The 11836-nt window shown below is 53.8% G+C and carries 18 protein-coding genes and 1 riboswitch; of the genes, 14 read left to right on the top strand and 4 right to left on the bottom strand.

The genetic code is table 11. The features are described from left to right. Positions 1 to 28: 28 nt before the first annotated feature. Together NFU03_RS02865 and NFU03_RS02870 are read right to left on the bottom strand one after the other, a co-directional pair. Positions 29 to 511, bottom strand: coding sequence for an MltG/YceG/YrrL family protein (locus NFU03_RS02865; RefSeq protein WP_251635942.1), 483 nt, complete (start codon positions 509 to 511; stop codon positions 29 to 31). Further along, entirely contained in the window at positions 511 to 870 is a 360-nt protein-coding gene (locus NFU03_RS02870; protein WP_251635943.1) for a hypothetical protein, read from the bottom strand. Before NFU03_RS02870 ends, NFU03_RS02865 begins: the two co-directional genes overlap by 1 nt. 168 nt (positions 871 to 1038) lie before the next feature. On the opposite strand from NFU03_RS02870, the gene rpmG reads away from it, so the two are divergent. From rpmG to NFU03_RS02890, 4 genes are all read left to right on the top strand, one after another. After that, positions 1039 to 1188: a 50S ribosomal protein L33 gene (rpmG, locus tag NFU03_RS02875; RefSeq protein WP_082023335.1), complete on the top strand. Its 150-nt coding sequence runs from the start codon at positions 1039 to 1041 to the stop codon at positions 1186 to 1188. A 65-nt stretch (positions 1189 to 1253) separates the two neighbouring features. After that, a complete protein-coding gene (locus tag NFU03_RS02880; protein ID WP_251635944.1) occupies positions 1254 to 1832 on the top strand; it encodes a 5-formyltetrahydrofolate cyclo-ligase in 579 nt (192 codons plus the stop codon). After that, the gene (locus tag NFU03_RS02885; protein ID WP_251635945.1) at positions 1814 to 2017 is read left to right on the top strand and encodes a YqgQ family protein; all 204 of its coding nucleotides are present in this window, start codon (positions 1814 to 1816) and stop codon (positions 2015 to 2017) included. Before NFU03_RS02880 ends, NFU03_RS02885 begins: the two co-directional genes overlap by 19 nt. A gap of 141 nt (positions 2018 to 2158) precedes the next feature. Then, positions 2159 to 4063, top strand: coding sequence for an LTA synthase family protein (locus NFU03_RS02890; protein ID WP_251635946.1), 1905 nt, complete (start codon positions 2159 to 2161; stop codon positions 4061 to 4063). 112 nt (positions 4064 to 4175) lie between these two features. Here the strand turns inward: NFU03_RS02890 and NFU03_RS02895 are convergent, their stop codons facing one another. After that, positions 4176 to 4355 carry a DUF2759 domain-containing protein gene (locus tag NFU03_RS02895; RefSeq protein ID WP_251635947.1) on the bottom strand — a complete coding sequence of 60 codons (180 nt, stop codon included), beginning with the start codon at positions 4353 to 4355 and terminating at the stop codon, positions 4176 to 4178. 163 nt (positions 4356 to 4518) lie between these two features. Here NFU03_RS02895 and NFU03_RS02900 point away from each other — a divergent pair, with 163 nt between their 5' ends. Continuing rightward, complete coding sequence (locus NFU03_RS02900; RefSeq protein WP_251635949.1) at positions 4519 to 5154, top strand: MBL fold metallo-hydrolase; 636 nt, start codon at positions 4519 to 4521, stop codon at positions 5152 to 5154. A gap of 42 nt (positions 5155 to 5196) precedes the next feature. Here the strand turns inward: NFU03_RS02900 and NFU03_RS02905 are convergent, their stop codons facing one another. Continuing rightward, entirely contained in the window at positions 5197 to 5439 is a 243-nt protein-coding gene (locus NFU03_RS02905) for a DUF2626 domain-containing protein (RefSeq protein ID WP_040286609.1), read from the bottom strand. 638 nt (positions 5440 to 6077) lie between these two features. Here NFU03_RS02905 and comGA point away from each other — a divergent pair. The 9 genes from comGA to gcvT all read left to right on the top strand — a co-directional run bounded on the left by comGA (position 6078) and on the right by gcvT (position 11796). Beyond that, positions 6078 to 7079 carry a competence type IV pilus ATPase ComGA gene (gene comGA / locus NFU03_RS02910; protein ID WP_251635951.1) on the top strand — a complete coding sequence of 334 codons (1002 nt, stop codon included), beginning with the start codon at positions 6078 to 6080 and terminating at the stop codon, positions 7077 to 7079. After that, positions 7042 to 8127 (top strand): competence type IV pilus assembly protein ComGB, encoded by a 1086-nt coding sequence (gene comGB, locus NFU03_RS02915; protein ID WP_251635953.1) that lies wholly within the window; start codon positions 7042 to 7044, stop codon positions 8125 to 8127. Before comGA ends, comGB begins: the two co-directional genes overlap by 38 nt. A gap of 14 nt (positions 8128 to 8141) precedes the next feature. After that, positions 8142 to 8468 carry a competence type IV pilus major pilin ComGC gene (gene comGC / locus NFU03_RS02920; RefSeq protein WP_251635955.1) on the top strand — a complete coding sequence of 109 codons (327 nt, stop codon included), beginning with the start codon at positions 8142 to 8144 and terminating at the stop codon, positions 8466 to 8468. Next, entirely contained in the window at positions 8469 to 8906 is a 438-nt protein-coding gene (locus tag NFU03_RS02925; protein WP_251635957.1) for a type II secretion system protein, read from the top strand. Beyond that, on the top strand, positions 8899 to 9195 hold the full coding sequence (locus NFU03_RS02930; protein WP_251635959.1) for a hypothetical protein: 297 nt from the start codon (positions 8899 to 8901) through the stop codon (positions 9193 to 9195). Before NFU03_RS02925 ends, NFU03_RS02930 begins: the two co-directional genes overlap by 8 nt. After that, on the top strand, positions 9183 to 9638 hold the full coding sequence (gene comGF / locus NFU03_RS02935; RefSeq protein ID WP_251635960.1) for a competence type IV pilus minor pilin ComGF: 456 nt from the start codon (positions 9183 to 9185) through the stop codon (positions 9636 to 9638). Before NFU03_RS02930 ends, comGF begins: the two co-directional genes overlap by 13 nt. Further along, positions 9619 to 9795, top strand: coding sequence for a hypothetical protein (locus NFU03_RS02940; protein WP_251635961.1), 177 nt, complete (start codon positions 9619 to 9621; stop codon positions 9793 to 9795). Before comGF ends, NFU03_RS02940 begins: the two co-directional genes overlap by 20 nt. A 5-nt stretch (positions 9796 to 9800) precedes the next feature. Further along, positions 9801 to 10358 carry a shikimate kinase gene (locus tag NFU03_RS02945; RefSeq protein WP_251635962.1) on the top strand — a complete coding sequence of 186 codons (558 nt, stop codon included), beginning with the start codon at positions 9801 to 9803 and terminating at the stop codon, positions 10356 to 10358. Positions 10359 to 10473: 115 nt separating this feature from the next. Further along, positions 10474 to 10566, top strand: a riboswitch (glycine riboswitch). Between the two features lie 138 nt (positions 10567 to 10704). Next, positions 10705 to 11796 (top strand): glycine cleavage system aminomethyltransferase GcvT, encoded by a 1092-nt coding sequence (gene gcvT / locus NFU03_RS02950; protein WP_251636218.1) that lies wholly within the window; start codon positions 10705 to 10707, stop codon positions 11794 to 11796. The last annotated feature ends 40 nt before the right edge of the window (positions 11797 to 11836 follow it).

Raw genomic sequence — 11836 nt, forward strand, 5'->3', positions numbered from 1 at the left:
TGATGAACAGAAGCGCTGCAGCCTTTTTTCATTGTTTGACAGTTGTCAGTTCTTTCGCAAGCCGTCCGAAATCCATCGACGAATCGACTTCGTGCTGTCCGATCTGGATCTTCCCTGACAGGCCCTGATCGTTCAAGTAGCGTTCGAACTCCGAGGAGCTTTTGATGATTCCTGAGCGTTCCAACGAATCCGACGCATCCTTCGATGTGTCACCGCGGGAAAGGGTCAGGATCATCTTCGTCACTGTCTCGGGTTCCGCCTTTTCATCGGCGTCCTTTCCGCCGTCCGTCTGCCCGGTTTTACCGGCATCCTGAGCATTCTCCGAATACGTCGCCTTCTGGGCGTCGGCAAGTGCCGTTTTTGCTGTTTTCAGCTGATCTTTCAGCAGACGGTTCTCTTCATGCAGGGCTTTCACCTGATCCGCTCCGGCAGGTCCTGCGGGCTGCGTGAAGAACAGCACGGCACCCGCTGTCAGGCACACAGCCCCGAAGAGCTGGATGAGCTGGCGCATCACGGACGCACACCTTTCGAACGGAGGACGCTCAGAACTTGGGCGGGCGGCAGGGTGGAGCGGGCGGCGATTTCATCGACGGAAAAGCCCTGTCCGTGGAGTGCGGTGATCTGGCTGACGATGATCGAGTGGACCGGCTTATCCTGCGGCTGTCCGGCCGGCAGAGTCGGCAGTGACCCAGTTTCCATCATCAGTTCCTCCTCGAGCGCCTTGACCCGTTTCTTCAGCTGGCTCGTCTCCTGATACAGGCTGATCGACATCTGTTCAGCGTCATCGGACCCTGCAGGACGGGCGCTGAGAAAAATGGACAGCAGCAGGGCGGCTGTCCCGATACCCATGAGGACAATCGGTAGAGACACGGGTTCCCCCTCCTTAACTAATCGGTTTCTTCTATCGTATCATAATGAAATCGATTAAGGAATTCACATTTCCCGCTGGACAACATCTCAAATTATGATACAATGGAACAGTCGTATAAATCATGCTCATAATAACTTAACTATCGCTGATGAGTGGGAGGGACAACCATGCGCGTAAATATTACACTAGCTTGCACTGAATGTGGTGAGCGTAACTATATCACAAAGAAAAACAAGCGTAATAACCCGGAACGTATCGAAATGAAAAAATATTGCTCACGTGAAATGAAGCAGACGCTTCACCGTGAAACAAAATAATTGCTCAGGCCAAAACCTCTTACCGGTTTTGGTTTTTTCTTTAGAAAGAGGGGAATAGAGTATACATGGGAAACTCTAAATCTATCATCCGGAAATCGATACTCGCCCGGTTGGATCGGCTGACGGAAGACGAATACGACGGCAGGTCCGCGCGGATTCTAAGCCGTTTGACGGAGGACGGCACGTTTACAAATGCACACTCTGTCGCGCTCACCGTTTCGCGAGGCCGCGAAGTCGACACCCGCAGAATCATCGAAGCGTGCTGGCAGGCAGGGAAACGGGTATCCGTGCCAAAATGCATTCCGGACACACGGGCAATGGACTTTTATGAAATTGCATCCTTCTCGCAATTGGAAATGGTATACTTGGATCTGTTGGAACCGATTACAGAACAGACGGTCCGTACAGCATCGGAAGAATTGGATCTGATCATCGTGCCGGGCGTTGCATTCTCGCCCGCAGGCTTCCGGATCGGGTATGGCGGGGGCTACTATGATCGCTTCCTGCACGATTTCGGAGGGCGGACGGTCTCGCTGGCGTTCGAAACACAGCTCGTGGAGGACATCCCTGCTTCTCCCCATGACATCCCGGTGAACAAAATCATTACGGAAGAGCGGGTCATCCTATGCAGAAAAACGGTCTGAAGGAGTACTGGGACGTGGTCCGTCTGATGAGGCGGTTCGGCGCATATATTTATACGGGCGACCCGAAAGCCGATATCCTTCTGATGCAATCCGAACTGAAAGATCTGTTCGATGACGGACTTATCATGAAAGAGGATTACCTCACTGCAACTTTGCTTTTGCGGAAGGCACTCGCAGACTGCTGAAAACAGCCGTCTCAGCAAGGGAAGCGGTGGGTTTCGTCTGGTTGCGCACTGTCTTCAATGGTCAAAAGGTGAAACTTATTCATAGACTGGATCGTTAGTATAGACAGCGGCAACTTGAAGACGAAGAAAGGAAGAGATGGAATGCGCAAATTTCACTGGCCGAAATACTCAGTCCTGGCAATTGCTGTGCTCGCAACCTGGCTGACGACCTATTTCGGCTATTTAACGAGTTTCAATTTAAGCATCGACAATATGATCCAGCAGCTGATCCTGTTCATCAACCCCCTCAGTTTCCTGCTGCTGATCTACGGAGCCGCCCTTTTCATAAAAACCGCGAAACGCCGGAATCTATATATTTTATCCGTAAGTGTCATCACTTCTGTCATCATGTTTGCGAATGCGGTCTTCTACAGGTTCTTCAGCGATTTCATCACCATTCCGCTGCTGTTCCAGACGAGTAATTTCGGCGACTTGTCATCGTCGGTGACAGCGAACATCCACGGAGGGGACATTTTCTTCTTCACGGATGTCGTGATCATCGCGCTCGCTGTCAAGTATCTGCCGCAGCCGGCTGAGCCCGTCCGTCAGTTCAAGATGGGCCGCAGACTGTACTTCATCGCTACGGCGGCGCTGTTCATGGTGAACCTCGGCCTGGCGGAAGCGGAGCGTCCGCAGCTGCTGACGCGCAGCTTCGACCGCGAGCTGCTCGTGAAGAACATCGGGACATACAACTACCATATCTATGACCTGATCGTCCAGTCGAAGTCACACGCACAGCGGGTGCTCGCTGACGGCAGTGAACTGTCGGAAGTGGAAAACTATGTCCATGCGAACCGGAAAGAGCCGAGTAAGGAAATGTTCGGCGCAGCCGAAGGGCGGAACGTGATCATCATTTCACTCGAGTCGCTCCAGAGTTTCGTCATAAACGAAGAGATGGACGGTCACGAAATCACACCATTCCTGAATTCGCTGACGAAGGATCCGGATACGTACTACTTCGATAACTTCTATCACCAGACCGGTCTCGGGAAAACATCCGACGCGGAATTCATCGTCGAGAACTCGATCTACCCTCGGAACGGAAGCGCTGTCTTCTTCACACACAGCGGCAACACGTACGACTCGATGTCCGAGAAATTCGGGGAAAAAGGTTATTTCACTAACGTGATGCATGCCAACAACCGCAGTTTCTGGAACCGTGACATCATGTACAAAGCGCTCGATATCGACAAGTTCTATGACGTCCAAAGCTATTCGATCGGAGAAGGCGAAGCGGTCAACTGGGGCATGAAGGATATCCCGTTCTTCGACCAGTCGGTGGACATGATGAAAGACATGCCGCAGCCGTTCGTTTCCCGTCTTCTGACACTGACGAACCATCATCCGTTCGACCTCGATGAGGAAGATATGCTGATTCCGCCATATACGTCGAATTCGAAGACGCTCAACAAGTACTTCCAGTCGTCGCGCTACCTCGACGAGTCCATCAAAGTGCTCTTCGACAACTTGAAGGAGAGCGGTCTTTACGACAACTCGATCATCGTCATGTACGGAGACCATTACGGGATTTCCGAGAACCACAACAAAGCGATGGGCATGTATCTCGATAAGGAGCTTACTCCGTTTGACAACGCCATGCTCCAGAAAGTACCGTTCTTCATCCATATTCCGGGTGAAGGCGGCGGTAAAGTGATGCACGAACTGGCCGGACAGATGGACATTCGTCCGACCGTCCTGAACTTGGCCGGCATCGATGCAAAAGACGACCTGCAGTTCGGTTCGGATCTGTTCTCGGAGGAACACGAAAACTTCGTCATCTTCCGCGATGGCCGCTTTGTAACGGACAAATATGTCTACGCCCACGAAGTGTGCTACGACACGGAGTCGGGTGAACCGACAGAGCTGGAACTGTGTGCGCCGTACATCGAGCGGGCTTCGAAAGAGCTTGAGTACTCCGACACGATCATCAATGGAGATCTGCTCCGTTTCAAGGACGGCCAGCAGCCTGCCGATGAAAACCAGCCGGAAATAACCGGGAAAGACTGATCAAAAGACCGCCGGGGCGATATGTCCCGGCGGTCTTTGTGTATCGGAAACGGACAAAGTAAAAACGCCCGCTGCAGAGAGGCAGTGGGCGTTCTTTTTTGGACTGATTCAATTAGTGCAGGCTCGGCGGATACCCCTGGGTAACAATTGTAGCAATTGTAAAGGCACCAAAAATGACGGCCGCCAACAAGTTAAATACGATGCTGAGCAAGTTGCGCTCTTTGAATCCCTGGATGGTTCCTACGACAGCTAAAATTGCAATGAGACCAAAAATAACCATTAAAAGATTCATAAATGATGACACTCCTTTCAAAAAAGAACAGATGAATGCCTGGCTAGCAATACTCACCTTCTATTGTACTGTTTCACCTTCCGTTTGTCGAGCCGTAAACGTGACGATTGTTTGAATTCCTCAGCAGAATTTCGTATTCTAACAAAGAAGGGGGTCAATTCCGATGAAAATTCAAACATTGCCGCTTGGACCTGTCCAGGCAAACTGCTACATCCTCACCGACGATGCCGGCAACTGCCTGATCATCGACCCGGGGGAGGAAGCGGAAAAAATCGTACAGGCCGTCGAACAGGCGCACGCCGTTCCGGCAGCCATCCTGCTGACTCACGCCCACTTCGACCATATCGGCGCTCTTGAAACGATCCGGGAAAGGTATAAGGTGCCGGTCTATCTCCACGAACAGGAACGGACGTGGCTGAGGAACCCCGAGCTGAATGGCTCCGCGAAATACCCTGAGCTCAGCGCGGTCGTCTGCAGGCCTGCCGATCACCATATCCAGAAGGACGGGACGCTCGAAATCGGCCCTTTCACGGTCGAAACGAGACATACACCGGGCCACTCTCCTGGGAGTGTCTGCTACGTCTTCCATGACGACCGGTTTGCGATCGTCGGCGACACGCTCTTCAAGCAGAGCATCGGCCGTACTGACCTGCCAGGGGGCAACACGCACGAGCTGCTGACAGCGATCGAACGGCAGTTGCTGTCGCTCGATGAGGATTATAAAGTCTACCCGGGGCACGGTTCGAAGACGACCCCGCGCCAGGAGATGGACAGCAACCCATTCCTGAACGGATTTTGAATGAAAATAAAAAAACAGCCGGATATTGGCTGTTTTTTTGTGTTAGTGTCCCGCTCCCGGAACGTGGATGAACGTTGCGTAATACGTAAACCCGACAGTGAAGATCATCAAGTACGCGCCGAACATGTACAAGTACATTCTTTCCGTAAGCTTCATGTAGCCGAGCAGCATGAAGAAGATCGTGCTTGCTACAAATAATAGTGCGACCTGGTCCATGTGACCGACAAAAAACATCACTGCGAAAATCCCTGTCCAGAAACCACACAGCTTGAACATATTATCCATAAGTGCGTCCCTCCTTACAACAATACAATAAACTCCTTTTCATTATAAAGGATAGTGCTGTCAAATGTAAACTCCAAGTGGGGCGGAGGTGTGACAGAACGGTGAGCTGCTGTTCATGAATGACGGTTTAGGGCGGTCACTAAGGGGAGACTCTGGTGCCCGTGTCGCGTGGGAATTGTGTTGATCGGTCACTAGGGGGCGTCTCTATTGCCCGGGCAGCGGGGAAAATGTGTCGGCCGGTCACTAGGACGAGCTTCTATTGCCCGGGCAGCGGTAAAACTGTGTTGCCCGGTCACTAAGGGGAGTCTCTATTGCCCGGGCAGCGGTAAAACTGTGTTGCCCGGTCACTAAGGGGAGTCTCTATTGCCCGCGCATCGGGAAAACTGTGTTGCCCGGTCACTAAGGAGAGTCTCAACTGCCCGGGCGGCACGAAAACCGCGTCGCCGGTCACTAGGGCACCACTCGACTGCCAAAACAGCCAGCTAAACTGTCCTTTAAATTGTTCGACAATTGAGTTTTTATACCCCTATGCGTACCCAAAATACGGGTTTATCAAAAAGTATTCCTTTTTTGGAATTGACTGCTATACTGTGGGCAAGACATAAAGCGGTCTTGTGTCCGAGAAAGAGGGGTGTGCATTGGAAACCCAGGACAATATCATCGAACATAAGTGTTTTCAGCTGCTGGAACGAGCGATCGAGGACGGTGCGACGGATATCCATCTCGTGCCCGCAGGCGAAAGCTATGAAACTTTCCATAAGAAAAGCAGCCGGCTCGAACGGATTGGCGACATCCCCCCACAGCTTGCCGTCCGTATGATTTCGTTTTATAAATTTCTATCTTCCCTCGACATCAGTGATCGCCGCAAACCCCAAAGCGGCTCTTTCCACAAACAATTCAACGATCAGAATTTCTCTTTCCGTATTTCAACCATTCCTTCCATTCACGTTAACGAAAGTGCGGTCATCCGCATCCAGCAGCACGACAGGATCGTGCCGCTCGACCAGCTGTGCCTTGACCCTGCATGGGCGGCGAAACTGAAAACGTCCATCGCCCAGCAGCAGGGCCTCTTCATGGTCAGCGGGCCGACGGGGTCCGGGAAGACGACGACCATCTATTCACTCACCGCCCATTGCGTCAATGAGCTGGGCAGGCATGTGATCACGCTTGAAGACCCCGTCGAAAATCCTCACCGCCACCTGCTGCAGATCCAGGTGAATGAACGTGCCGGCATGTCCTATGCCGCAGGCCTCAAAGCGATTTTGCGCCATTCCCCTGACGTCATCATGATCGGGGAGATCCGCGATGCGGAGACAGCGAAGATCGCCGTGCAGGCTGCATTGACCGGCCACTTGGTGCTGACGACCGTCCACGCGAAGGACGCAGCGGGCTGCCTGTACAGGATGATGGATTTTGGAGTGTCCGCGGAAGAACTCCGCCAGACCGCTGTCTGCATATCCGCACAGCGGCTGATCCGGGAACCTGGCGGCCGTCCTGCTGCAGTGTTCGAGATTGTCCAGGACGAACAGCTGGAGCGGCTGAAGCAGGCAGTGAAGAACGGCGAACCGACGTCAATGACGTATGAAGGGAGCGTGGAAGCACTTGCACGGAAATTCAGCGGCACCGCCGGACCGGCCTAGCCGCCTGCCTTTCATCAGGAAAGAACGGCAGCCGGTCATCAGCGACCAGGCGATGTTCCTGCTCCGATCATCCGAACTGCTGCAGGAAGGGTACACGATGCACGAATGCTTCACCCTGCTGCTGCCGCACCATTGCCGTGACAGCTTGCAGGCGATCCGGAAAGTGGAGGATATATTCCGCGAAGGGGAGAACATATCCGAAGTGCTCGGAATGCTCGGTTTCCCGCAGACGATCCTGCTGTCTGTGAAGCTGTCGGAAAGTGACGGGCGGCTTCCGGAAGCGCTGAGAGGGGCGTCCATCCGATTGGAAGCAGCTAAACTGCGGCGGCAGAAATTCGTCCAGGCTGCGACGTATCCAGCTGTGCTTATCAGTGCGATGGCGCTGCTGCTGCTCGCTTTCAAAATCTATTTCCTGCCGAATTTCGAAACTCTTGCCGAGTCGCGCGCTTCCCAGTCGACCGGCATCGAACGCATATTACCGAGAATCGTGGCCGCTGCTCCTGATGCGGCGCTGGCCGGCTTGGCCGTCCTGGTGTTCGGATTGTTCGTCATGAAAGCTGTATTCAAGCGGATGGAAGCAGGGGAACGGATCGCCAGGCTGTCCGCAATTCCCATTGCCGGGAAACTGTTCAAAGAACGGCTGACACGGCTGTTCGCTTCGGAAACCGGCAACCTGCTCGCAGCCGGCAACTCGATCCAGGAAGCGATGATGCAGCTGAGCGAGCAGAAGCTGGATCCGCTGCTCGCCCATGTGGCGCTGTCTGTCACCAGCCGTGCGTCGAAAGGCGAGCACTTCCATATCGCTATCGAACTGACGGATGGTCTGACCCGGGAGCTGGCATTTTTCGCGAAACACGGGTCGGACAGCGGCCACCTGCCGAAAGAACTCTTGCTGTACAGCGAGCAGCTCGGCAACGCCATCGACCGGAAAGTGAACCGGGCTGTCGCCATGCTGCAGCCGGCGCTGTTCATCGTGCTGGCTGTCTGCATGATCGGTGCCTATCTGGCCCTCCTGCTGCCCGTTTACGGTATGATCAAAACCATGTAAAGGGAGAGAAAACCATGAAAAAACTGCGTAACGAACAAGGATTCACACTCATTGAAATGATGATCGTCCTCCTCATCATCTCCGTCCTGATCCTCGTCGCCATCCCCAACGTCACGAAGCACTCCAAGTCGATCGACGACAAAGGGTGTGACGCGTATTTGAAGATGGTCGAAGGCCAAGTGCAGGCGTATAAGATGGACAAAAAGAAGTTCCCTGCCACTATCGGAGAATTGAGCACGGCAGAATACTTGCCGGACAATGCCAAATGCCCGGACGGTTCCGAACTGTCGATCGATACTGACGGGAAAGTGACGGTCAATACACTCAACAGGGGCTCGTAAATGCGTATCGCGGATGAAGCAGGCATGACGTTCCTCGAATTGCTCCTCGTCCTGTTCATCATAGGGATCCTCACGGTGATCGTGCTGCCTGTCAGCAAAGGGTGGTCATCGGAACAGACCGAGCAGGACGGCATCGAAGCGTTCAAATCGACCGTCCAGCACATGCAGTCGTATTCGATGGCTAACCGGGCAAGGACCTGGCTGACTTTCAGCGGGGGCGGCACGATCTATACGGTGACGTACTCGGACAGGGCCGACAGGAGGGCGGCAAGTTTCCCGCCGTCCGTTGCGCTGGAGCCGTCCAGCACATTCAAAGAATTCGGTTTCAATGGTAACGGGGACATGCTGAATACTGGCACGCTGTCACTCCGGACGGAGAACGGCGCTAAACAGATAAAATTCCAATTCCAGAGAGGGAGGATGATCATCGATGAATGAGTCCGGGTATTCGTGGCCGGAAGCGATCCTGACTTTGGCGGTCACGATGCTCATCTTCTGCACCCTCCTGCCAGTTGTTTTCACGATGGTGGGCGGACTGGAGGGGAAGAAAGCGGAAATGCATGCGAAGGAAACGCTGTACCAGGGGGCTCTCCTCCATACATCATACGGGCTGATGTCCGGATACCGTGATGAAGAAGGCGGCCGCTATTCATGGACCGTACAGGCCGGCCGTGTCTGTGTGTCCTATGAACGTCAGGGGAAAGGGGAAACCCTATGCACGTCATGACCCGTGAACATCGTGAGGGCGGATTCACCTTGCTGGAAAGCCTGTTCCAGATTCTGATCGCTGCTGCTTTCCTCCATCTGATCGTGCTGTTCCTGTTTTTCAAAGAGTCCGTCCATGAGCGTATGGCGGTCAGCAGTCTGATCGAGTGGGAGCTGTTCCTGGTAGATCTGCAGCATGATCTCGCTGACACGGAGACACTCACCTTCAACCGGAACGGAACCCAGTTCACGATCATACCGGCCGGAGGGGGACGTCTCATCGAATACCGCTCCGTCAATGGTGTCATTGTCAGGCGGAAAGATCAGCAGGGGCACGTACCGCTGCTCACATCGGTCCGCTCCGCCGTTTTCACCCGGCAGGACGAAATGCTGACCATCGACGTCGTACTGGATGACGGAACCGGGAGGACAAGGAGGGTTGCGGTTGGAACGGCTCAAGAATGAGCGCGGGGTCACATTGCTCCTGGCACTCGTCCTATTATTTTTCGTCTCCCTCTTTCTTTTTACATTCGTTTCGTGGCATAGTAATCTATATGAAACGTACGATTCGCTGGGCACCATCTATGAACAGGCAGCGATAACAAAGATGCAGGGCGGATGATGCAGATGAACAAAGTATATCTGGTGGGGTTCATGGGCTGCGGGAAGAGTGCGATCGGCAAGCGGCTCAGCTTCTATACGAAACTGCCATTTTACGACATGGATCGGGAAATTGTGCAGAAGACCGGCATGACCATACCTCAGATTTTCGAGACATACGGGGAAGAGCGGTTCCGCGACATGGAAACCGAATTCCTGAAAACTTTCAGGGACGAGAAATGTATTATCGCAACAGGCGGCGGAGTGGCGATGCGGGAGGAAAACCGGAAGCTGATGCGTGCCGGCGGCCTGGTCTTTTTCCTCGACGCGCCGTTCCGTGATATATGGAGGCGGATCGCGACCGATAAGAACAGGCCGATCGTCCAGCGCTCGACGCGCACGGAAATCGAGACGCTCTATCAGAAAAGGTATCCAGCCTACAAGAAATCGGCGCATTTTATCGTCCAGACGAAACAGCGCTCGCTGAGCAAAGTGACCGAGTACATAGCATTCCAGATGGAACGGCTGTCCGGGGAGACGGAAACAGCAGCAAGTACTCCGCACGGCCGCGGTCTGCGAAAGTGATTGCGCTTCAGCTGGCAAACTGGTAAGATAGGGAGGATAACAGCAGTTTTCCGAATCTTGAACTATTTCCCGGGGAATTACCCGCTGGAGATCGTCAGGGAATTGAATAATGCGGATGAATGCATGGGGAGAGAGCGCATAACTGCGCCGCCGAAGGAGCAAGTGACAGGTTCATGAATCTCTCAGGCAAAAAGACTCATGCTGGACGCATTCCTGGACTGGACTGCTGAGGCAGGTTCTGACCGGTTGATTACGAACCGGACAAACGGATGAACAGGGGCTCTCTTTTCTTATAAAAGGGGCCTCTTTCTTTTTTTGCAGAATGGGGGAGAATAAGGTGTCTGAATTGTTGAAACGAACGCCGCTTTTTGAAAGCTATGCACCGTACAATGGCAAGACGATCGATTTCGGCGGGTGGGAGCTGCCCGTCCAATTTTCAAGCATCAAAGCCGAACATGAAGCTGTGCGGACGGCAGCCGGACTGTTCGATGTGTCGCACATGGGTGAAGTATTAGTACGCGGGGAAGGGGCGCTTGCGTTCCTCCAGAACGTCGTGACGAACGATGTGTCAAAACTGAAGGACGGGCAGGCGCAATATACGGCGATGTGCTATGAGGACGGAGGCACGATCGATGACCTTCTCGTCTACAAGCGGGGAGAAAACGATTACCTGCTCGTCGTGAACGCCTCAAACACGCCGAAAGACGTCGATTGGCTGGAGCAGCATACCGGCAGCGATGTCCAGATCGATAACCAGTCCGACCAGTGGGCGCTTCTCGCACTGCAGGGACCGAAAGCGGAGTCCATCCTGCAGCGCCTGACGGACGTGCCGTTATCGGAAATCCGATTCTTCCGTTTCAAGGAGAATGTACAGGTTGCAGGTGAAACAGCGCTTATCTCCCGCACCGGATACACAGGTGAAGATGGGTTCGAGATCTACTGCACCCCTGAGGCGGCAGTCCGACTGTGGGACGTCCTGCTTGAGGAAGGGAAAGCGGACGGTCTCGTGCCTGCAGGTCTCGGCGCACGTGATACACTCCGGTTCGAAGCGGGTCTGCCGCTCTACGGGCAGGAGTTGTCTGCGGAGATCTCGCCGCTCGAAGCTGGGATCGGCTTCGCAGTCAAAGTGAACAAGGAAGCGGATTTCATCGGCAAGGAGGCGCTCACGAAACAGAAAGAGCAGGGCGTACCGCGTAAGCTTGCCGGCATCGAAATGATCGACAAAGGGATCCCGCGTACCGGCTATCCCGTCTATGCGGAAGGCAAACAAGTTGGCACGGTCACGACAGGCACCCAGTCGCCGACATTGAAAAAGAACATCGGCCTTGCGCTGATCGACAGCAGTGCAGCAGCCGAAGGAAGCGAGCTTGAAATCGAAGTGCGCGGCAAGCGGCTGAAGGCGAAAGTGATCGCAACACCATTCTACAAGCGCTCATAATGGCGGGAAGTACCCGGTACCGACATAACAGGAAAGAGGG

Source organism: Sporosarcina sp. NCCP-2716, assembly GCF_023707985.1.
GTDB lineage: Bacteria > Bacillota > Bacilli > Bacillales_A > Planococcaceae > Sporosarcina.

Excerpts from the sequence above, each read along its gene's own strand:
- NFU03_RS02865 (WP_251635942.1), bottom strand. The coding sequence starts at position 511 with ATGCGCCAGCTCATCCAGCTCTTCGGGGCTGTGTGCCTGACAGCGGGT.
- rpmG (WP_082023335.1), top strand. The coding sequence starts at position 1,039 with ATGCGCGTAAATATTACACTAGCTTGCACTGAATGTGGTGAGCGTAAC.
- NFU03_RS02880 (WP_251635944.1), top strand. The coding sequence starts at position 1,254 with ATGGGAAACTCTAAATCTATCATCCGGAAATCGATACTCGCCCGGTTG.
- NFU03_RS02885 (WP_251635945.1), top strand. The coding sequence starts at position 1,814 with ATGCAGAAAAACGGTCTGAAGGAGTACTGGGACGTGGTCCGTCTGATG.
- NFU03_RS02890 (WP_251635946.1), top strand. The coding sequence starts at position 2,159 with ATGCGCAAATTTCACTGGCCGAAATACTCAGTCCTGGCAATTGCTGTG.
- NFU03_RS02895 (WP_251635947.1), bottom strand. The coding sequence starts at position 4,355 with ATGAATCTTTTAATGGTTATTTTTGGTCTCATTGCAATTTTAGCTGTC.
- NFU03_RS02900 (WP_251635949.1), top strand. The coding sequence starts at position 4,519 with ATGAAAATTCAAACATTGCCGCTTGGACCTGTCCAGGCAAACTGCTAC.
- NFU03_RS02905 (WP_040286609.1), bottom strand. The coding sequence starts at position 5,439 with ATGGATAATATGTTCAAGCTGTGTGGTTTCTGGACAGGGATTTTCGCA.
- comGC (WP_251635955.1), top strand. The coding sequence starts at position 8,142 with ATGAAAAAACTGCGTAACGAACAAGGATTCACACTCATTGAAATGATG.
- NFU03_RS02925 (WP_251635957.1), top strand. The coding sequence starts at position 8,469 with ATGCGTATCGCGGATGAAGCAGGCATGACGTTCCTCGAATTGCTCCTC.
- NFU03_RS02930 (WP_251635959.1), top strand. The coding sequence starts at position 8,899 with ATGAATGAGTCCGGGTATTCGTGGCCGGAAGCGATCCTGACTTTGGCG.
- comGF (WP_251635960.1), top strand. The coding sequence starts at position 9,183 with ATGCACGTCATGACCCGTGAACATCGTGAGGGCGGATTCACCTTGCTG.
- NFU03_RS02945 (WP_251635962.1), top strand. The coding sequence starts at position 9,801 with ATGAACAAAGTATATCTGGTGGGGTTCATGGGCTGCGGGAAGAGTGCG.